We start from the raw sequence: 18498 nt of genomic DNA, 5'->3' as shown, positions 1-18498 counted from the left end.
TCCTTAGGCGTAGTTGAGAATGCTGAGACGAGAGAGCTGACCGGTCAGCGCAAAGCTCATCTCAAGTTGCGTCGTCAGAAGGTCGACACGCACCTTCGCATCGGCGACGTCGGCTCCCTCCGTTTCCACAATGGTCTGGGTGAGGAGATCACGGGCAAGGCCCATCCGCTCGTTGGCGCGCGAGATGGCATTTTCCGAATAGCCAAGCTCGCTTTGCAGCGCCGCCACATCGCTCACCGCCTGGCCAATCCGCACGCGGGTGGCGTCGATCACCGCATCGCGCGCCTCCTGCGACAGTGCCGACAGGCCAAGGCCCGCAATGGCGCTCATGCCTTCGGTCACCAGACGCAGCGATGCCTCGTTGGCGTTGGTGCCGGTCTTGACCCGCTCCGAAACGGCAATCCGGCTCGTAAGGTCGTCGTCCGACGCGCTGGACCAGGTCGTGCCCCAGGCAGGATCGTCAAACAAAGCTGCAAACTCGGTGTTGAGGAAGTCCGTCATGTCGGTGGCGGAGATTGCAGCAGCACCGGCGCTTCCCACGGCCACGCCGAATTTCGTCAGGAACGCTGAGGCGATGGCCGCCTCCGGTCCGTCCTCGAACTGGGTGAACGGGGCGTTGGTGGTGTCTGTACCGCTGAAGAGGAAGCTGCGCCCGTCCGAACCGTTCATCCGGTCCGCCAGCCGGTCGAGTGCTGCGCGCCCTTCCTGCTCGACAAGCACGGCCGAGGTGAAGCCCGGCGGCAGCGCGATCACCGAATTGAGGACGCTGGAGGCATTGTCGCGAATGTCGGAGAGTGCCGCCTGAATCAGCGTGAGCCTTGCGGCGGCCACACCATTGGAGCGCATGAGGGTTTCCAGAAGACCCACCTCGTTGCGCAGCGACACCATCCGCCCGGTATCGGTCCCAAGCGCAAGGCCGATATCGGCCTTGCGGCCGGTGGCAAGCTCCGAGGTGCGATTGACCAATTCGGCCTGGATCCGCTGGATCTCCAGACGCGGCTGATTGCGCAGCGCAGCCGTCGAAACGTAGGTCGTTTCCATCAGACGATCCTCAACAATGTGTCGAACATTTCATCGATCATGCCGATCAGCCGCGAAGACGCATTGAAGCTTCGCTCCAGCATCAGCTGGCGGGCATACTCGTCATCGAGGTTGACGCCGGTGGCGCGCGACAGCGCATCGGACGCCTGCAACAAAATTGCAGCCTCAGTGTCGGCGTCGATCTGGACGCTCATGCGCAACCCTTCCAGCCAACCGGCCGACTGGGTGGCAAAATCGAGGATCGAGCCGCTGTCGATCAGCTCTGCATTAGGATCGAACGCAGTTGCCGCGCTCATCTGCGCGCCGAGAGCCAGAAGGCGGTCAGGATAGGCGGCAAAGCCGGAGGCGTTGCCGGTACCGTCGCGCAAATTCTCCACGGCGCCGCCCTGGGACGGGTCCACGTCGGGCGCAATTTCAATGCTGCCCGCATAGTCCGGCCCGCCATTGTTGACGAAAAGGCTGCCGATGCCGTCTTCGAAAATGTCGGTCAGCTCACGCGCGATCTCGTCCATCTGCAGCTGGTAGGTGGGCACCACGGTGTCGCGGACCAGCGCGTGGCCGACAATCTTGCCAGTGGTGGACGGCATCGGCGCACCGGAGCCGGTCACGATGACCCCGTCTACACTGACTTCGCCGCCGATCGTGCCGGAGGTGTAGACTGCCGTGCGCTCGAAGGAGACCGGGCGGGCCTGCCTGTCGAACAGGGTGACACCGCCTTCGGTGAACAGCGCGAGGTCGTCGTTCTCGCGCCGCAGCGTGGTGATGCCCAGATGGGCCGAGAGATCGGACACGATGGCATCGCGCCGGTCGAGGTGCATGGTGGCGTCGTTGCCGGAGATGGTGGCAATGACCACAGCGCGGTTGGCCTCGTCGAACTCGCCGAGGAGGCGGTTCACCTCGTCGACGCTTTCGGCCATGTTGCGGTCCGCTTCCTCCCGCGCCAGCAGAAGGTCGTTGGAAACACGGCGCAGCGCGTCGGTCACGTCGCGTGCCCGCTCCACCACCGAGCGACCGAAGAGCGGGTCGTCCGGCGCGTTGGAGTAGTCGGCGAGCGCAGATTGCAGATCGCCGATCAACGCACCAACAGAGGTGCCGTTTTCCGGATCGCCGACCGTCTCGGCGATCACTTCCAGCTGTGTGAGAACGGCATCGCGTTCGGCGGTTGCCGCGGTGGCGGTGATCATCCGATTGAAGACCGCCAAGTCTTCGGCGCGGCGAACCGAGGCGACCCGGACGCCGCCGTCGATCGTGGTCGCAAGCGTGGCGGCTGCCCGCGAGCGGTCCGGATCGCCTGCAGCCGCGACGTTGCGGCCCGAAAGCGCGATCTGGTATTGCGACGCCAGCAGAGACTGGCGCGCAACGTTGATGGCAACGTCAAGGCTCATGTCTGGTGTCCTAGCGCTTCAGATTGACGAGAACTTCGAGGAGTTCGTTGCCGGTCTGAAAGCTCTTGGAGTTGGCGGTGTAGGCGCGCTGGGAGATGATCATGTCGGTCAGCTCGTCCGCCAGTTCGACGTTGGACTGCTCCACGGCGCCGACGATCAGGGAGCCGTTGCCGGCATCATCGGGCAAGGCAATGCGAAGATCGCCAGACTCGTTGGAGACCCCGTAGATGTTGCCCGAATAGGGCCGCAACTGGTCGGGACTGGGAACGTTGGCCAGCGGCAGGCGGTAGAACTCCACCTCCCCGCCATCCTCGTAGATGGCGAACACCCGGCCGTCCTCCGAAACGGCGACGTCCTGCACCGTTGCCGGTGCGTTGCCGTTGACCGCCACCTCCAGCGGCTCGAAGTCAGCCGAGAACTGGGTCATGTTCGTGATGTCGAAGACGGCTTCGTCGGTCGCATTGGGAAGCTGGATGTTGAGGAAGGCAGACAGGGTCGGATCAGTCGGATCGACGGGGCCCGAATAGGCCGTGCCCGGCACCACGGAGGCGATCTCGGAGATCGAGCCCGTGCTCTGGTCGAAGGTGATGGTGGCCTGGGCCAGGATCGGGTTGGCCGGCGTCGCGCCACCGATGGGCGGGTTGGGGTTGCCGTAAGGGAACGGCGTTGTCGGCGTTGTCGCCGCGGTGGACTGGTCGAACACGGTCACCTCCCACTGGGGCGGGGTCGGACCGGCGGGGTCGTAGTCCTGGGTCTTGGTCCAGTAGAAGTCGAGCGTCACTTCGCGGCCCAGATCGTCGTAGGTGACGACGGAGCTGCGGGTCGTGAAGTTGGACGTGGCCAGATTGTCGGACGGCGTATCGCCCACAATCGCCTCTTCGTTGGCGTTGAGATTGGCGCGGTACACGCCAACGGTGGAGGGCGTGGCGCGCATGTTCATGTAGTCGGTGGAGATGAGCTCCAGGCCGGCAGTGTCGTTGAGCGTGATCGCCACGTCCTGCCCGTCGATGCTGGGATAGCCGAGCAGCGAGAAGCCGGCAGCGTTCATCAGGTTGCCGGTCTGCCCGTCGATGACGAAGGAACCGGCGCGGGTCAGAAAGTCGCCGCCCTTTGCATCCTGGACGATGAAGAAACCGTCTCCCTGCACCGCAAGATCCGTCTTAGACAGCGTGTAGGTGAGCGCGCCTTGCTGCGAGACGTTGTGGCGAACGTTTGCCGTCACCGCACCGGATGCATAGGACTGGGGTCCCGCGTTGAGGATCAGCGACGAAAATTCGGTGGTGGCGCGCTTGTAGCCGACCGTTCCGGAATTCGCGATATTGTCGGCAACGGTACCGAGTTTGTAGGACTGGGCTTCCATCCCTGAAACACCCGTCCTCAATACGTTATAGAGGCTCATCCAAATCCCTTTCGTGGGCGCCGGGTCGACTGGCGGCGTGCGTCACTGCTGGACGGCCAGACCATCGGCTTGCGGATAACAGTTTGTAAGAAACGCCTTGCCTCAGGCTTGGACAGACGCCGCGTCCGCCTCGCCCTCGCGGCCCGACAACAGGGCAGCAAGCTCGGCGAAGGCGTCACGGCAAAGCGGGTCGGACGGGCGCTGCAACAGCGCGCTCTGCAATTTGGGGACGATGGTCACCGCCCGGTCGAGCTCGGCGTCCTGGCCCGGCTGATAGCCGCTGAGAAGCCGCAGATCGCGCGTTTCTTCAAACCTGGAGATGAGGCGGCGCAAGTGCCGGGACAGCTCCGCCTCCTCGGCGGAAAACGCCACCGGCGCGAGGCGCGACAGGGAAGCCAGCGGGTCGATTGCCGGAAAGCGCCCGGCTTCTGCCAGCTCACGCGACAGGACGATGTGCCCGTCAAGGGTGCCGCGAGCAGCATCGGCAATGGGGTCGTCAAGATCGTCGCCATCGACGAGGACGCAGAAGATGGCGGTCATCGACCCGCCGCCGGAGCCCTGCCCGGCCCGCTCGGTGGCACGGGCAAGCTCCGAGAACACGCTGGGGGGAAACCCGCGGGCGACCGGCGGCTCACCCGCCGACAGCGCGACGTCGCGCATGGCCTGGGCAGCGCGCGTCAGGCTGTCCACCAGCAGGAGAACGCGCTCACCCCTGTCACGAAAATACTCGGCAACCGAGAGGGCGGCACGCAGCGCCTGACGCCGCATCAGCGCGGTTTCGTCCGCCGTGGAGGTGACGGCGATGGTCCGGTCCTGGTGGGCCGCGAGCGGTCCCCCCAGGAGTTCGCCCACTTCGCGGCCGCGCTCGCCGATCAGCGCCGCGACCACGGTGTCGACGCCGCCGGTCCCCGCCAGCATGCCAAGAAGCGTGGATTTGCCGACGCCGGAACCGGCGAAGATGCCGATCCGCTGCCCCTCCACCAGCGGCGCGAACAGGTCGATCGCCTTGACCCCTGTGTGAAGCGGCCGTGTCAGCCGGGTGCGGCCGACGGCATGGGGCGGATTGGCATCGGCCGACCGTGGCGGCCCCTTGATGAGGGGCCCCGCGCCATCCACCGGGCGGCCGAGCGCGTCGATGGTGCGCCCCTTCCAGCTATCGTGCGGACTGATGGTGAACGGGCCGCGCAGCAATGCCTCGGCGCCCAGAAACGCGGCCGCCTTGCGCTCGTAGAGCGCTGCGACACAGCGTTTCTGGTCGATCCGGATGATTTCGGCGAGTGCCCCGCCATCCACGTGGCTGATCTCCAGCTGATCGCCGAGTGCGGCGTCCTGCGAAAGGCCTCGAACCCAGCGTTCGGACCGTGTGGCCTCGTCCACCGTTCCCGCCAGAACGACGGGCGGCAGGTCGAGGCCGCTCACCTTTGCGGCAAGCGTTTCCAATTGAGACATCGGGCGTGTCATGGGCCTTCGGTCGTCCCGTTCGCAGCCTTCATCGGCGGCGCCCTTAGAAGGGTTGTTCAGCCATCGGCAAAGCGGCCGAAGGGGCTAGTCGGCGCCCAGGGTGCGGACGGCCTGCTGCACGGTCTGGAAACGGTCTCGCATCGCCGTGTTGCCGTACTCGAAGGCCCGCTGCACCGTGATCAGCTCGGTGATCGCCTGAACCGGATTGACGTTGGATCCTTCGCGGTAACCCTGCCGCACACCGTTGGCGGTGCGGTCGACAATTGGCTCGGCCGCCTGGTTCGAGAGTACGGCGGTATCGCCGTAGCGGGTCAGCGTGGCTTCTTCTGCGATGGCGAAGAGGCCCACATTGCCGGCAACCACGCCTTCCTGGCTGATCGCCCCGTCGGCCGCGACGGTGATTTCCCCACGCTCGGGATCGAGCGCGATGGGTGCGCCGCCTTCGTCCACCACATTGAAGCCGGTCAGCGTCATCAGGTCGCCAGCCTCGGTCACGGTAAAGCGGCCGTCGCGCGTGTAGGCAAGGCCGGTCGGCGTCTGGACGCCGAACCAGCCTTCGCCGACCACCGCAATATCGAGCGGATTGCCGGTGGCCTCCACCGGCCCGCCCTGCCGCTCGATGTGCTGCTCACCGACAGTGGCGAACGCCACGCGCTGGCTGCGGGTCGCCGACAAGATGGTGCCGAAGTCCACCGTTTCGGCGCGAAAGCCTGCCGTGCGCATGTTCGCGACGTTGTTGGCAACGGTGGAAAGACGGGTATCCATTGTGATCTGACCCGAAAGGGTCACATAAAGGTCTGACGGCATTCATGCGCCTCCCAGTCGCAAGGATGAAAGTGACAAGGCAAGATTGAGCGAGGCCACGGACTGCTGCTGTCCGCCGGTGCTGAAGAGGCGCAGGAGCGGGCTGGACGCGGTGTTTTCGGTCGCGTCCCACACGGCAGTGAAGCGGATCAGCATGTCGCGCAGGGCCTCCGGGTCCGAAAGGTCCGCAATATCCAGCCGGTCGGAGATGACTTCGGCCTGGCGCTGCAGATCCGCGCCGGAGAATTCCTGCGGCAGGCCCAGCGTGGTGCGCACCACCTTGAGCAGCGCCGGATCGGCAAGGATCTCGAACACGGTGTTCACCTCGGGGGCCTTGCGCTCGAAGTAAAGGGCAAGGCGGACCCCTTCTCCGTCCAGTTCGCCGGCTTCCACCTCCAGGGTCTGGCGGACGAACTGGTCCACCACAGCCTGCCCGGTGGCCTGACGTTGCATCGTGTCGGCACCGAACGTGGCGAAGTCGAATGTTCTGGCGAACTCGGAGATCCGCGGATCGTTGGTGCGGTTGGCCAGCGTGCCAGGCTCGGCAATGCCCTCTTCCAGGATCTTGCGCATGTAGCCCTTGGCGTCGGCCAGTTCCTCAAGACCGAATGCCGTCATCGCAAAGCGGAACAACCGGCTGTCGCCGACAAATTCCTCGATGGAGCTGACGTTACCGGCGTTCTCCATCCAATATTCGGACCCCAGTTTCACCGGGGCGCGGTTTGCGGTCAGCGCCAGCGAGCGGTCTAGATTTTGCGCGACTATTCGATATCCGGTCGTGGCGTCCATGTCTGGCTCCCCCAAAAGCGGAAATATCAATCATCAACATTCATCCGCGGTCGGCGCGGAACATGACGCCGATGGCTTGTCCGGACCTGTCTGTGTCAAGCGGCGAAAATGCGCTTACCGACAGGCTTAATCTCCAGCCTCGCACAAGCCGTTCGCGCTTCTATTGGGCCAGCGCAGAACGGGAGATGACCTCTTGGCACTCATATTGGGCATTGTAATCAGCGTCGGCTCGATGCTGGGCGGCTTCATGGCGATGGGAGGTCACGTCGACATCCTGTGGCAGCCATTCGAAGTCCTGATCATCTTCGGCATCGCCCTTGGCATCTTCGTGGTTGCCAACCCAGCCGCGATGCTCAAGCAGACCGGCGTCGCGATGGCCGACGCCGCACTCGGCCGCGCCCCCAAGCGCGCGGTCTACCTCGAAGTTCTCGGCGCGCTCTACGCGCTGATGCGGGACCTCAAGTCAAAACCCCGCAACGAGGTGGAAGCCCATGTCGACAATCCGGAGGAGTCGGCAATCTTCAATGCCTCCCCTCACCTCACCGGCGACAAGCAGCTCACCGCCTTCATTTGCGACTACATCCGCCTGATCCTGATCGGCAATGCCCGCGGCTTCGAGATCGAAGCATTGATGGACCAGGAAATCGCGACCATCCGCAAGGAAAAGCTGAAGCCGGCCCTTGCACTCGGCGACATTGCGGACGCTTTGCCGGCCATCGGCATCGTCGCGGCGGTGCTCGGCATCATCAAGGCGATGGGCGCGATCGACCAGTCACCCGAGATCCTCGGAGGCCTGATCGCGGCCGCACTGGTCGGCACGTTCCTCGGCATCTTCGGCTCTTACGCGTTCTTCTCGCCCATGTCCGCCAAGATCAAGTACGTGCGCGAAAAGCAGATGCAGCCCTACATCATCGCGAAGCAGGCTCTGCTTGCCTACATCAACGGCGCCATGCCGCAGATCGCCCTGGAACATGGCCGCAAGACCATCTCCGTCTCCTCCCGCCCCACCATCGACGAGGTCGAAAACACGGCGCTTGGCGGCGGCGGCCCGACCGAAGAAAAAGAAGCGGCCTGACCGCCCTGAAACAACCCACGCTGGAGCGGTTCTATGGACAGTGAAACCAAACCCTCGGTCACTGATCGTCTTGTGGATGCAGCCGGTGTCCAGGTCGATCGGTTGCCGATGCTGCCGATCATCTTCGACCGGGTGGCCAATCAATGCGGCGAAATCCTGCGGAACGTCGCCGCATCCCCCTGCTACTTTTCCATGAGTCACGTGCAGCAGGGCCGCATCACGGAGCTTCTGGAACCCTACGAGGCCAACGCCGTCTGTGCGATGATCGATGTTCCCGAGTGGGACAGCCAGGTGGTCCTCGGCTTCGACCGGGACTTCATCTTCACCATGGTGGAGGTGATGTTCGGCGGCGACGGAAGCGAGATGCCGGAGGAAGACGGCCGCGCCTTCTCCAACATCGAGATGAAGATCTGCGCCCGCATCGCCGAGATGATGTGCAAGACGCTGACACAGGCGTTCGAAGCTCACACCAAGGCGACGTTCAGCCTGCACAGCCTCGAAACGCGGATGCACTTTGCCGTGGTCGGGCGGCGCAATGCACAGGCCGCCTCCGCCAACTTCCTGGTGCAGGCGATCAACCGCGGCGGCGAGATGTTCATCATCCTGCCGCACGCCTGCCTGCAGATGATCCGCCGCTCCATGTCCAAGAAGTCGGACAATGAGCCGGGCACCCGCGACCCCGGCTGGATCGAGCAGATGAAGGCCGGCGCGACGCGAGCCGAAATCAAGCTTCGCGCGATCCTCGACGAACAGACCATGAGCCTTGCCGAGGTCAGCACCCTTGAAGTCGGTCAGGTGATCAATCTCAGCGCCAGTCCGCGATCGCCGGTGAAGCTCGAAGCCAACGATCAGCCCTTGTTCTGGACCAGTCTTGGCCAGGCCGAAGGCACCTACCGCCTGCGCATTGAAAGCGTCTTTGACCCGGAAGAGGAGTTCCTCGGTGATATCCTCAATAATTGATGCGGTTCTTCTGACCGCTCTTGCTGCCACCTCCGGCAGCGTCTTGCTCATGTACCGGCGCCTGCGCCGGTTCGATGTCCTGCAAAGCGAAGCGGCGCGCGCGTTCGCAACGTCCGCCCACGCCCTCGACAACGCCAAGGCCGCGCTGGAAACACTGCAGGACGATGGCGGCGAGATGGCAGTCTCGCTGGCGGCCCGCCTCAACGAGGCACGGCTGATGATCAACGAGATCGAACGCACCACCATGCGGCATCGTCCGGACGATACGCCCGCAGCGCCCGACGCACCCGAATACAGCCCGTCCCGGATCATCGACAGCGCGTGGGAGGACCGTTTTGAGGGTCTGCTCCGCCAGGCGGAGCGGCATTCAGCGAGGACGGCGCATGATTATCGCAGCCAGATGCCCGTTCCGCGCCCTCCTGCCCCCGAGCCTGTCAGCCCCGTTGCCGCCGCAATCGAGGCAGCCCTGGCGCGGATGTCACCGTCTGACGCTGCCGCGGCAGCACGCAATCCCCGTTGGCGCGCCCTCGCCGACGCTGCGCACCGCGCGGCCTGAGCAACCGCCAGCAAACAATTTTAGAGGTCGACATGTCACAAGACGATATCCAGCACACCCATGACGCGGCACACGAAAAGGGCGCAGATGCCGGACGGGCCAAGGCGGCCGCCTTCGGCGGCAGATCCGGCGGCGTAGACGACGGCAACGTGGACAGCATCCTGCGCATTCCGGTGGTGCTGCAGGTGGTGCTCGGCTCGGCCACAATGCCGGTCTCCCAGCTGATGAAGCTGGGGCGGGGCCAGGTGGTCGCGCTCGACCACAGGGTGGGTGAACCGGTCGACATTGTGGTCAACGGCCGGGTGATCGCACGCGGCGAGGTTGTGGTGGTCGACGACGATTCCTCGCGCTTCGGCGTTTCGCTGACCGAAATCGTGGGCCCCGGCGCCTCGGCGGAGGCTTAGGCGATGGTGCCGGCGACCGCTGTGCGCCCGCGCGTCCTGTCGACGCGCGAAAAGGTGGCGACCCTCCTGATGACCATGTCGAAGGATTCCGCCGGGCGGGTCATGAAGTTCCTGCCGCCCGACGACATCAAGGCCGTTACCCACACGATGGCCGAACTGAAGCCGGTTCCGCTCAGCCAGATCGAGGAAGTGGTCGACGAATTCGTCGAGCAGTTCGGCGTCGGCACGACGCTGACCGGTGACGCGGATTCGGTGCGCGCGCTTTTGAGCGGTATCGTCCCGGAAGGCCAGCTGGCGGAAATCATCGCCGAGATGGAGGGACGGGTGAACGAGTCCATCTGGGATCGCCTGTCCGGCATCTCGGAGACGGCGCTCACCCCCTACCTCCTGAACGAACACCCGCAGACCACGGCGCTTTGCCTGTCAAAGCTCAACCCGATCAGTGCAGCGCGGGTGATGAGCGAGATGCCGAAGGAACTGCGCGACAACGTCGCCCGGCGGATGCTCACCTGCAAGGCGGTGGTCGACGACGCGCTGAAGCTCGTCGAAGTCACACTCCACGAGGACTTCATGGTCAATCTGTCGCTGAAAATGGGTGGCGACAGCCACGCGCGGATGGCTGAGATCATCAACAAGATGGAGCTCGACCAGATGGAAAACGTCCTGGAGGGGATCACCCAGACCCATCCGAAGTCGGCAGAGATCCTGCGCTCGCTCCTCTTCACCTTCGACGATATCGTCAAGCTCGACGTCCGCTCGCTCACCACGCTGTTCGATGCGATCGACAGCGACCAGCTGGTGATGGCCCTCAAGGGCACCGACGCCGGCTTCCGCAACAAGGTGCTGTCGAGCCTTGCCTCGCGCACGCGGCGCATGGTGGAGCAGGAACTGGCGTCCGGCGATCCGGCGACCCAGCGCGACGTCAACGAAGCGCGCCGCAAGATCACCGACCTTGCCTTGTCCATGGGCCAGCGGGGCGAGATCGACCTCTCGACTGGCGACGAGGGTGGCGAGCTCGTTCAGTAAGATGGCGGCAACGCACCCCCGCTCACGCCCGTTGCCCCCTGACAGCAGGCAGCGCGCGTGAGCGACAAGCCCGACAGCTCCGAACGCACAGAGGAGCCGACCCCGAAAAAGATCGAAGACGCGCTGAACAAGGGGCAGACCCCCTTTTCGCGCGAGGCGCCGACCTTTGCCTCGCTGCTGGCTCTTCTGATCGTTCTGGGCGTGCTTGTCACGGATCAGACCCGCGATCTCGTCACCATGCTGGCGCAGGTCCACGACAGCGTCGGTGTGATCGACCTCAACGAGGGCACCGATGCCACTGCCCTGTTCATGCAGGTCTACAGGGCGTCGGCGATGTTTCTCATCCCCATCGTCATCCTGCTCGCCATCTTCGGCGTCATTGCCGCAATTGCGCAGACACCGCCGCGGGTGGTGGGCGAGCGGATCCGCCCCAAGATGGACCGCATCTCCATCAAGGCCGGCTTCAAGCGGATGTTCGGCAGCCCGGGCCTGATGGAGTTTGGTCGCTCGCTGTTCAAGTTCGCAGCCGTGGCGTCGGTGGCCGTATTCACCCTCTCCTCGCAGCTCCCGATGCTGGTGCGCTCGGTGTTCGTGGATCCGGTGCTTCTGCCCCAGCAGATCCTTTCCATCGCGACGCGGCTTCTCAGCGCCGTGTGCACCGTCACCATCCTCCTGGTGGCGATCGACCTCGTCTACACCCGCATGAAGTGGCGCCGGGACCTGAAGATGAGCCGCCAGGAAGTGAAGGACGAGCTGAAGCAGAGCGAGGGCGACCCCATCGTCAAGTCGCGCATCCGCTCGGCCCAGAAGAACCAGGCGCGCAAGCGCATGCTGACCGCCGTGCCCCAGGCCACCGTGGTGATCGCCAACCCCACCCACTATGCCGTGGCGCTGGCCTACGAGCGGGGCGCCGGCGGCGCGCCGAAGGTGATTGCCAAGGGCCTCGACCTTGTGGCCCTCAAAATTCGCGAGGTTGCCGAGAAGAACGAGATTCCGGTGATCGAGGATCCGCCCCTGGCACGCGCCCTCTACGCCGCAGCGGATGTGGACCACGCGATCCCGGAAGAGTTTTTCCGCGCCGTCGCCCAGGTTCTCTACTTCGTCTACAGCCACGATACGCGTGGGACCAGCCGCGCCAAGGCCTGACCGGAGCCCGTCCCGTGCGCGGTTTCACACCGCGCCGGACTGCAACCACCGCATTGCAGCATAGCAGTTTTTCACTTCCAGCCCCGGACAAGCCGCCACCGGTAGGTTGGGTCTGTCCGAGCCATGCTTCTTCATAGAGGGCCGACATGACCGTTGGAAATGTCTCCGCTATCGGCGCCACCGCGCCACTTTTCGTTACCCAGCTCGCTGCGAAGCGAGCCGACTGGGCCTCCACCCGGCAGGCCGCCATTGCCGGCAACATCGCCAATGCCGACACGCCCGGCTACAAGGCGCGCGACATCGCGCCGTTCAAGCCGGGCATGGCGTTCACCGAGCGTTTGCAGATGGCCGCCACCGCACCGCAGCACATGACGGTGCCCGAGCTTGCGCTGCGCGCCGAAGAGGTGCGCGAAGCCGATGCCCTCGACGTCGAGCACTCGGCCAACACCGTCACGCTGGACGCTGAGTTGATGAAGGCGGACGAGACCGCCCGCGGCCATCAGCTCGCCGTGTCGGTGATGGGCACCTACTACCGGATGATGATGTCGGCGGTGTCGTTCCGATGAATTATGCCAGCGCAGCCGATCCCCTCGCGATGGTGTCCCGCCTTGCCGGCGCCGGCATGGAAGCCCAGAGTTTCCGCCTGAAAACGGTGAGCCAGAACATCGCCAATGCCAGGTCCACCGGCGGCACCCCCGGCGCGGACCCCTACCAGCGCAAGACCACCGTCTTCGCCGCCGAACTCGACCGGGATATCGGCGCACTCAGCGTGCGCGTGAAGCGGACGGGCCTCGACGATTCCCCGTTCATCGTGGAGCACGATCCCGGCAACCCGGCCGCCAACGCCGATGGGGACGTGAAACTTCCCAACGTCAATCTTCTCATCGAAATGGCCGACATGCGCGAGGCGAACCTCTCCTATGAGGCCAACCTCCAGATGATGAAACGCGCCCGCTCGATGATTGCAATGACGATCGACCTATTGAGGAGCGGATCATGATGAATCCCGTCGGTGCCATCTCTGACCTCGAGACCCCCCGTGCGGTGGAAGGCGTCAACGCACCCTCTTCCGCCGGCTTCGACAAGACCTTTGCCAACGTTGCCAGCGCTGCACGCGACTCCATGCGCGCCGGCGAGGCAGCGGCAATTTCCGGCCTCAGCGGCGACACCTCCGTCCAGGACGTGGTGCAGGCGCTGATGACCGCCGAAGAGCAGCTGCGCGCTGCAATTGCGGTGCGTGACCGTGTTGTCGCCGCGTACCAGGAAATCAGCCGCATGCAGATCTGAGGGCGCCCCGACCGGGCAGTCATCTCTCGCCCAGGCCCCCAGCTGCGTCATTTACCCACCTGACAGGAGAGCCCATGAAGGCCCTTGCGATCGCCGCCACCGGCATGAGCGCCCAGCAGACCAACCTCGAGGTGATTGCGAACAACGTCGCGAACATCAACACCACCGGCTTCAAGCGTGCCCGCGCCGAATTTGCCGACCTTCTCTACCAGGTCGACCGACAGCAGGGCGTGCCCAACCGCGGCGGCGAACTGCCGGTGCCCGAAGGGGTGCGCATCGGCCTTGGCGTGCGCACCATTGCTGTGCGGAACCTGCACGAGCAGGGCCCGCTCAACGGCACATCCAACCCGCTCGACCTTGCCATCAACGGTGCCGGCATGTTCCAGATCACCGGCCCCGAGGGTGAAACCCTTTACACCCGCGACGGCGCCTTCAACCTTGGCCCCAACGGTGAGCTCATCACCCTTGACGGCTATGAAGTGCAACCCGGCCTGCAGATTCCGGTAAACGCCAGTCAGGTGACGATCAACCAGGGCGGCGAGATCTACGCCGAACTTCCGGGCCAGATCGACCCTCAGCTTGTGGGTCAGCTGTCGCTCTCGGTCTTCGCCAACCCGGCCGGGCTTGAGCAGCTGGGCGACAATCTGTTCCGCGAAACGCCCGCCTCCGGCCCTGCCAACGAAGATTTTCCCGGCATCGACGGGCGCGGCACGGTCCGCCAGGGGTATCTTGAAGATTCCAACGTCGACCCGGTGAAGGAAATCACCGAGCTTATTTCCGCGCAGCGCGCCTACGAGATGAACTCCAAGGTCATCCAGGCTGCCGACGACATGGCCGGCGTGGTCAGCCAGGGCATCCGCTGATGGCGGCGCGTGGAAACGCGATCATTGCGGCCGCGCGGTGCCTTGCAGGGGCGGCGGCGCTCGCGCTTGCAGCCCTTGCTGCCGCATCAGCCAACGCTGCCGACCAGTCCGGCGGCCTCTTGCCGGTACCGTCTGCCACCATCGAGCGCGGCGAACGCATCACCGCGCAGATGCTCACCGAAAAACACTTCTACTACGACCCGGGCCGCCCGCTTTCGGTCATCACCGACCCCACCATTGCCATCGGCAAGGCGGCGCGGCGCACCCTCGTCGCCGGCAAACCCATCCCTGCCACCGCTTTCACGACCCACGAGGTGGTCAAGCGCGGCAAACCCACCGAAGCGCGGTTCCGGACCGGCAACCTGTCCATCACCGCCACCGTCATGCCGCTGGCCGACGGCGGCGTCGGCGATCTCGTCCAGGCACGAAACATGGATTCAGGCCGCACCGTCACCGGTGTCGTCTCCCCGGACGGCGCAATTGTGGTGAGCACGCCATGAGGGGCCGCTGGCTTGCATATCTCGTGGCGGCCGCAACGTGCCTTCTGGGTTCGGTGACCGCCATCGCCCAGTCCGAGCCAACCGCCCGGATCAAGGACATCACCACGGTCCAGGGCGTGCGCGACAACCAGCTGATCGGCTACGGGCTCGTCATCGGCCTTGCCGGCACGGGTGACACCTTGCGCAACGCCCCGTTTACGGAGCAGGCGTTGAAATCGATGCTCGACCGGATGGGCGTCGCCGTGCGCGGCGTGCCGCTTCGCGCGCGAAACGTCGCCGCGGTGACCGTGACCGCAGACCTGCCGCCTTTCGTGGGCGTCGGTTCCCGGATTGACGTTCTGATCGGCTCCATCGGCGATGCTTCCTCGCTGCGGGGCGGCACGCTTGTGGTGACCCCCCTCACCGGGGGCGATGGAAAGGTCTACGCCGTGGCACAGGGGCCGATCCAGGTTTCGGGCCTCAGCGTCGAAGGGGACGCTGCAGCGCTGACGCAAGGCGTTCCCACCGGCGGCCGGATCCCCAACGGCGCCCTGGTGGAACGGCGCGTGCCGGGTTCCATGCAAGGCCTCGAACAGGTGGTGCTGGAACTCAACAACCCGGACTATCGCACCGCCGCGCTGATTGCCGATGCCGTGAACGAGTATACGCAGCGCCGCTGGGGCAAGCGCCTTGCCGCAGAGCGCAACCTGCGTTCAGTGGAAATCACGCGCCCCGGTGCCGTCGGCGCCACGAGATTCCTCGCCGAAATCGGCCAGATCCCGGTCACGCCTGACATTGCGGCCCGTGTTGTGGTGGATCAGAGAACCGGCACCGTCGTCATCGGCCAGAATGTCCGCGTGTCAACCGTTGCCCTTGCCCACGGCAACATCACCCTTCGCGTGACCGAACAGCCGGAAGTGGTGCAGCCCGATCCATTCTCCTATGGCGAAACGGCCATCGTCCCGCTCACCGCGGTGGGCGCAGACGAGACCGGCGGCAAGCTTGCCATCGTCCAGGGCACCGATCTGCAGACCCTCGTTCACGGCCTCAACCGGATCGGCCTGACGCCCACCGACATCATCTCGATCCTTCAAACCATCAAGACGGCCGGCGCCCTTCAAGCGGAGCTCCTCGTACAATGACACCCTGTCCCGCAACATCTCCCTCCCCGCCGCGCGAGCGTCCGCAGCCGCCGCGCTATCCCCGTCCGCCTCACGCGCGCCGCATCGTCCTCGCGGTTGCCGTTCTGGCCGCCGGCGCCCTGGCCGCGACCACTGCGCGCGGACAGGAGGCTGCCACGCCGCCGGACGGCGTCGACACGGCCCTTGCCTATTGCACCAACCTTGCGGACGAGGCGTCCGATGCTCGTTTTGCCCGCAAGGCGCAAACGCTGAAGGTACTTGAAGAAGAGGTTGAGGCGCGGCTGAATGCGCTGGAGGAAAAGCGCACCGAGTACCAGAACTGGCTGGAGCGGCGTGAGGAGTTTCTGCAACGTGCGCAGGAGAGCCTGGTGTCGATCTATTCGGGCATGCGCCCGGATGCTGCCTCGGCCCAGCTTGCGGTGATGGACGAATTCACCGCCGCCGCCATCGTCGCCCAGCTGACCCCGCGCAACGCAAGCTCGGTCCTCAACGAGATGGAGACCGAAAAGGCGGCCCGCCTTGCCACCATCATGGCCACCCTCGGCCGGGGCAAAGACGGCAGGGGCGCTTGAGCATGAGTGCGCGCCCGCTCGCAATCCTCGCAGTGCCGCTGGCTCTTGCCGCCTGCGCCGAAGGCCAGCCCTTCGGCGTTCCGGCGCTCACCCCCATTGGCGAGGGTCTCGCCGTCACGCGCACCGCTATTCCGTCTGCGGTCCCCCTCAACATGTCCGACGCCGGCTCCCTTTATGGCCGCCAGAGCCGCGACCTCCTCACCGACGTGCGCGCCGGCAATGTCGGCGACGTCCTGACCGTGGTCATCGAGCTCGATGACCAGGCCCAGTTCGACAACGAAAGCGAGCGCGAGCGGGAGTCGCGCACTGATTTTGGCTTCGGCATTGCGGGGGCCGGCCAGGGCTTCGATGGTCCGGCCAATTCCGCCGAGGCTGACGGGGAGCTGGGTATCGATTCCAGCTCGCGCTACCGCGGCTCGGGCGCCATCGACCGGTCCGAGCGCCTTCGCCTGCAAGTGGCGGTGATCGTCACCGAGGTGCTGGCCAATGGCAACCTCATCATATCCGGCACGCAGGAAATCCGCGTCAACGCCGAGGTGCGTGTTCTCCAGCTGAAGGGCATCGTCAATCCGCTCGACGTCACCAGAGCCAACACCGTCAGCTACGAGAAAATTGCCGAGGCCCGCATTTCCTACGGTGGCCGCGGCCGCTCCAGCGAAGTGCAGTCTCCCAACTGGGGCCAGCAGCTCTACGACCGCGTGGTGCCCTTCTGATGAGCGATGTCACCCAGGATAACGATGCGGCGCCAGCGGCCGCGACGCCAAAATCCGGAAAAGGCGGGCTGATCGTCGCCATTGTGGCCCTCACCGTGCTGGGCGGCGGCGCCGGCGCCGGCGTCGCCTTCATGCAGGTGGACAACCTGGCCGCGGTCATCACCAAAAAGGCCAACGAAGCGCCGGAGAAGGTGCCGGAAGCGCTGGCCTGGAGCGAAACCAGCACTGTCACCGACCTTGACCCGATCATCTCCAACCTTGCCAACCCTGCAACCACGTGGATCCGGATCGAATCCTCGATGGTCTTCGACAAGGACAATGTCGAGGATGTCTCGCGCCTGAAGGCAGAGCTTGCGCAGACGGTGCTGGGCTACGTGCGCACGCTCACCCTTGGCGAGCTTCAGGGCGCCGGCGCTCTCAACCATCTGCGCGCCGATCTCAACGAACGGGCCCGCCTCCTCAGCAACGGTCTCGTTCAGGAACTCATCATCAAGTCCATGGTGCTGCAATGATTGCTCGCCCCGGCCCCACTCTGGCGCTCCTCGCCGCCGGAACCATGTTGTTCCCGGGCACCCCGGCGCTGGCGCAAAATGTCGGCGGCGTCGACCTGTCGGCACTCCTTCCCGCCGGGGAAGGCTCGGCAAGCGGGCGGATTGTCCAGTTCATCGCGCTGATCACCATCCTGTCGCTGGCCCCTGGCCTCCTCATCATGGTGACAAGCTTCACCCGGATCATCGTCGCGCTGTCATTCCTGCGCGCCGGGCTCGGGCTGCAGACGACGCCGGCCAACATCGTGATGATCTCGCTTGCGCTGTTCATGACGTTCTATGTGATGGGTCCGACGTTCGACCGCGCCTGGCGCGATGGTGTCGAGCCTCTGACGGCCAATGAAATCAGTGAGGAAGAGGCCTACACGCGGGTCACCGAACCCTTCCGCCAGTTCATGCTCGACCATGTACGTCCGCGTGATCTGGAGCTTTTTGCCGATCTCGCCGGCATCGATCCGGCGCAGGAAGAGACGGTGGAGCTCAGGATGCTGATCCCGGCCTTCATGATTTCCGAGCTGCGGCGGGGATTCGAGATCGGCTTCCTCATCCTCCTGCCCTTCCTGGTGATCGACCTCATTGTCGCCACGCTGATCATGTCCATGGGCATGATGATGATGCCGCCCACAATCATCGCACTGCCGTTCAAGGTGCTGTTTTTTGTACTGATTGACGGGTGGAACCTTCTGGTCGGCTCCCTGGTGGGCTCCTTCAGCTGAGGGAGCCGCACCGGCTTCGCGGATTCTCGCAAGCCAGGGCCAAGCCATTTCGGCGATAAGGGTGTCCGAGGCACTTGGCGCGACGAACTCTTCCGCGCCAACGGCATGAAGCCCAAGTTGTTTCAGCCTTCA

Annotated in this window: 22 protein-coding genes; 16 read left to right on the top strand and 6 right to left on the bottom strand. The window is 64.9% G+C overall.

Translation table 11 applies throughout. The annotated features are described in order from the left end of the window. Positions 1-3: 3 nt before the first annotated feature. From RDV64_RS17305 to RDV64_RS17280, 6 genes are all read right to left on the bottom strand, one after another. Entirely contained in the window at positions 4-1041 is a 1038-nt protein-coding gene (locus RDV64_RS17305; protein WP_309196210.1) for a flagellar hook-associated family protein, read from the bottom strand. Next, a complete protein-coding gene (flgK, locus tag RDV64_RS17300) occupies positions 1041-2426 on the bottom strand; it encodes a flagellar hook-associated protein FlgK (protein ID WP_309196209.1) in 1386 nt (461 codons plus the stop codon). Before flgK ends, RDV64_RS17305 begins: the two co-directional genes overlap by 1 nt. Before the next feature lie 10 nt (positions 2427-2436). Beyond that, entirely contained in the window at positions 2437-3825 is a 1389-nt protein-coding gene (locus RDV64_RS17295) for a flagellar hook protein FlgE (RefSeq protein ID WP_309196208.1), read from the bottom strand. A 102-nt stretch (positions 3826-3927) separates the two neighbouring features. Continuing rightward, a complete protein-coding gene (gene fliI / locus RDV64_RS17290) occupies positions 3928-5274 on the bottom strand; it encodes a flagellum-specific ATP synthase FliI (protein WP_309196207.1) in 1347 nt (448 codons plus the stop codon). A gap of 96 nt (positions 5275-5370) precedes the next feature. Then, entirely contained in the window at positions 5371-6093 is a 723-nt protein-coding gene (flgF, locus tag RDV64_RS17285) for a flagellar basal-body rod protein FlgF (protein ID WP_309196206.1), read from the bottom strand. Continuing rightward, complete coding sequence (locus RDV64_RS17280) at positions 6094-6879, bottom strand: DUF1217 domain-containing protein (RefSeq protein WP_309196205.1); 786 nt, start codon at positions 6877-6879, stop codon at positions 6094-6096. It abuts the gene before it with no gap. A 193-nt stretch (positions 6880-7072) separates the two neighbouring features. On the opposite strand from RDV64_RS17280, the gene motA reads away from it, so the two are divergent. From motA to fliP, 16 genes are all read left to right on the top strand, one after another. Further along, entirely contained in the window at positions 7073-7954 is an 882-nt protein-coding gene (gene motA / locus RDV64_RS17275) for a flagellar motor stator protein MotA (protein ID WP_309196204.1), read from the top strand. A 33-nt stretch (positions 7955-7987) separates the two neighbouring features. Then, a complete protein-coding gene (locus RDV64_RS17270; RefSeq protein ID WP_309196203.1) occupies positions 7988-8914 on the top strand; it encodes a flagellar motor switch protein FliM in 927 nt (308 codons plus the stop codon). Next, on the top strand, positions 8895-9470 hold the full coding sequence (locus RDV64_RS17265) for a hypothetical protein (RefSeq protein WP_309196202.1): 576 nt from the start codon (positions 8895-8897) through the stop codon (positions 9468-9470). Before RDV64_RS17270 ends, RDV64_RS17265 begins: the two co-directional genes overlap by 20 nt. Before the next feature lie 32 nt (positions 9471-9502). After that, positions 9503-9874, top strand: coding sequence for a flagellar motor switch protein FliN (fliN, locus tag RDV64_RS17260; protein WP_309196201.1), 372 nt, complete (start codon positions 9503-9505; stop codon positions 9872-9874). A 3-nt stretch (positions 9875-9877) separates the two neighbouring features. Further along, on the top strand, positions 9878-10900 hold the full coding sequence (locus tag RDV64_RS17255; RefSeq protein WP_309196200.1) for a flagellar motor switch protein FliG: 1023 nt from the start codon (positions 9878-9880) through the stop codon (positions 10898-10900). A gap of 57 nt (positions 10901-10957) precedes the next feature. Then, positions 10958-12046 (top strand): flagellar biosynthesis protein FlhB, encoded by a 1089-nt coding sequence (gene flhB, locus RDV64_RS17250; protein ID WP_309196199.1) that lies wholly within the window; start codon positions 10958-10960, stop codon positions 12044-12046. Between the two features lie 146 nt (positions 12047-12192). Then, positions 12193-12612 (top strand): flagellar basal body protein, encoded by a 420-nt coding sequence (locus RDV64_RS17245; RefSeq protein ID WP_309196198.1) that lies wholly within the window; start codon positions 12193-12195, stop codon positions 12610-12612. After that, positions 12609-13046: a flagellar basal body rod protein FlgC gene (gene flgC, locus RDV64_RS17240; RefSeq protein WP_309196197.1), complete on the top strand. Its 438-nt coding sequence runs from the start codon at positions 12609-12611 to the stop codon at positions 13044-13046. Before RDV64_RS17245 ends, flgC begins: the two co-directional genes overlap by 4 nt. Further along, complete coding sequence (locus RDV64_RS17235) at positions 13043-13333, top strand: flagellar hook-basal body complex protein FliE (RefSeq protein WP_309196196.1); 291 nt, start codon at positions 13043-13045, stop codon at positions 13331-13333. The genes flgC and RDV64_RS17235 overlap by 4 nt, the downstream gene beginning before the upstream one ends. Before the next feature lie 74 nt (positions 13334-13407). Next, positions 13408-14196, top strand: a complete 789-nt coding sequence (gene flgG, locus RDV64_RS17230; protein WP_309196195.1) for a flagellar basal-body rod protein FlgG — start codon at positions 13408-13410, stop codon at positions 14194-14196. Next, positions 14196-14696, top strand: coding sequence for a flagellar basal body P-ring formation chaperone FlgA (gene flgA, locus RDV64_RS17225; protein WP_309196194.1), 501 nt, complete (start codon positions 14196-14198; stop codon positions 14694-14696). Before flgG ends, flgA begins: the two co-directional genes overlap by 1 nt. Continuing rightward, entirely contained in the window at positions 14693-15817 is a 1125-nt protein-coding gene (flgI, locus tag RDV64_RS17220) for a flagellar basal body P-ring protein FlgI (protein ID WP_309196193.1), read from the top strand. Before flgA ends, flgI begins: the two co-directional genes overlap by 4 nt. Continuing rightward, complete coding sequence (locus RDV64_RS17215; RefSeq protein ID WP_309196192.1) at positions 15814-16389, top strand: MotE family protein; 576 nt, start codon at positions 15814-15816, stop codon at positions 16387-16389. Before flgI ends, RDV64_RS17215 begins: the two co-directional genes overlap by 4 nt. Positions 16390-16391: 2 nt before the next feature. Next, positions 16392-17102, top strand: a complete 711-nt coding sequence (locus tag RDV64_RS17210) for a flagellar basal body L-ring protein FlgH (RefSeq protein WP_309196191.1) — start codon at positions 16392-16394, stop codon at positions 17100-17102. Further along, positions 17102-17614 carry a flagellar basal body-associated FliL family protein gene (gene fliL, locus RDV64_RS17205; protein WP_309196190.1) on the top strand — a complete coding sequence of 171 codons (513 nt, stop codon included), beginning with the start codon at positions 17102-17104 and terminating at the stop codon, positions 17612-17614. Before RDV64_RS17210 ends, fliL begins: the two co-directional genes overlap by 1 nt. A gap of 44 nt (positions 17615-17658) precedes the next feature. Continuing rightward, positions 17659-18366 (top strand): flagellar type III secretion system pore protein FliP, encoded by a 708-nt coding sequence (gene fliP, locus RDV64_RS17200; RefSeq protein WP_309199539.1) that lies wholly within the window; start codon positions 17659-17661, stop codon positions 18364-18366. The last annotated feature ends 132 nt before the right edge of the window (positions 18367-18498 follow it).

Origin of the sequence: Acuticoccus sp. MNP-M23 (genome assembly GCF_031195445.1) — a bacterium.
In the GTDB taxonomy this organism is placed as follows: domain Bacteria; phylum Pseudomonadota; class Alphaproteobacteria; order Rhizobiales; family Amorphaceae; genus Acuticoccus.
Note: the sequence above shows the minus strand (reverse complement) of the source record. Positions and strands in the feature narration are given on the sequence as shown.

What these genes read in the sequence shown, in the direction of transcription:
- RDV64_RS17305 (WP_309196210.1), bottom strand. Translation starts at nt 1,041, where the DNA reads ATGGAAACGACCTACGTTTCGACGGCTGCGCTGCGCAATCAGCCGCGT.
- flgK (WP_309196209.1), bottom strand. Translation starts at nt 2,426, where the DNA reads ATGAGCCTTGACGTTGCCATCAACGTTGCGCGCCAGTCTCTGCTGGCG.
- RDV64_RS17235 (WP_309196196.1), top strand. Translation starts at nt 13,043, where the DNA reads ATGATGAATCCCGTCGGTGCCATCTCTGACCTCGAGACCCCCCGTGCG.
- RDV64_RS17295 (WP_309196208.1), bottom strand. Translation starts at nt 3,825, where the DNA reads ATGAGCCTCTATAACGTATTGAGGACGGGTGTTTCAGGGATGGAAGCC.
- flgF (WP_309196206.1), bottom strand. Translation starts at nt 6,093, where the DNA reads ATGCCGTCAGACCTTTATGTGACCCTTTCGGGTCAGATCACAATGGAT.
- fliN (WP_309196201.1), top strand. Translation starts at nt 9,503, where the DNA reads ATGTCACAAGACGATATCCAGCACACCCATGACGCGGCACACGAAAAG.
- RDV64_RS17245 (WP_309196198.1), top strand. Translation starts at nt 12,193, where the DNA reads ATGACCGTTGGAAATGTCTCCGCTATCGGCGCCACCGCGCCACTTTTC.
- RDV64_RS17215 (WP_309196192.1), top strand. Translation starts at nt 15,814, where the DNA reads ATGACACCCTGTCCCGCAACATCTCCCTCCCCGCCGCGCGAGCGTCCG.
- flgI (WP_309196193.1), top strand. Translation starts at nt 14,693, where the DNA reads ATGAGGGGCCGCTGGCTTGCATATCTCGTGGCGGCCGCAACGTGCCTT.
- flgC (WP_309196197.1), top strand. Translation starts at nt 12,609, where the DNA reads ATGAATTATGCCAGCGCAGCCGATCCCCTCGCGATGGTGTCCCGCCTT.
- RDV64_RS17270 (WP_309196203.1), top strand. Translation starts at nt 7,988, where the DNA reads ATGGACAGTGAAACCAAACCCTCGGTCACTGATCGTCTTGTGGATGCA.
- fliP (WP_309199539.1), top strand. Translation starts at nt 17,659, where the DNA reads ATGTTGTTCCCGGGCACCCCGGCGCTGGCGCAAAATGTCGGCGGCGTC.
- fliL (WP_309196190.1), top strand. Translation starts at nt 17,102, where the DNA reads ATGAGCGATGTCACCCAGGATAACGATGCGGCGCCAGCGGCCGCGACG.
- RDV64_RS17255 (WP_309196200.1), top strand. Translation starts at nt 9,878, where the DNA reads ATGGTGCCGGCGACCGCTGTGCGCCCGCGCGTCCTGTCGACGCGCGAA.
- fliI (WP_309196207.1), bottom strand. Translation starts at nt 5,274, where the DNA reads ATGTCTCAATTGGAAACGCTTGCCGCAAAGGTGAGCGGCCTCGACCTG.
- flgA (WP_309196194.1), top strand. Translation starts at nt 14,196, where the DNA reads ATGGCGGCGCGTGGAAACGCGATCATTGCGGCCGCGCGGTGCCTTGCA.
- flgG (WP_309196195.1), top strand. Translation starts at nt 13,408, where the DNA reads ATGAAGGCCCTTGCGATCGCCGCCACCGGCATGAGCGCCCAGCAGACC.
- RDV64_RS17280 (WP_309196205.1), bottom strand. Translation starts at nt 6,879, where the DNA reads ATGGACGCCACGACCGGATATCGAATAGTCGCGCAAAATCTAGACCGC.
- RDV64_RS17210 (WP_309196191.1), top strand. Translation starts at nt 16,392, where the DNA reads ATGAGTGCGCGCCCGCTCGCAATCCTCGCAGTGCCGCTGGCTCTTGCC.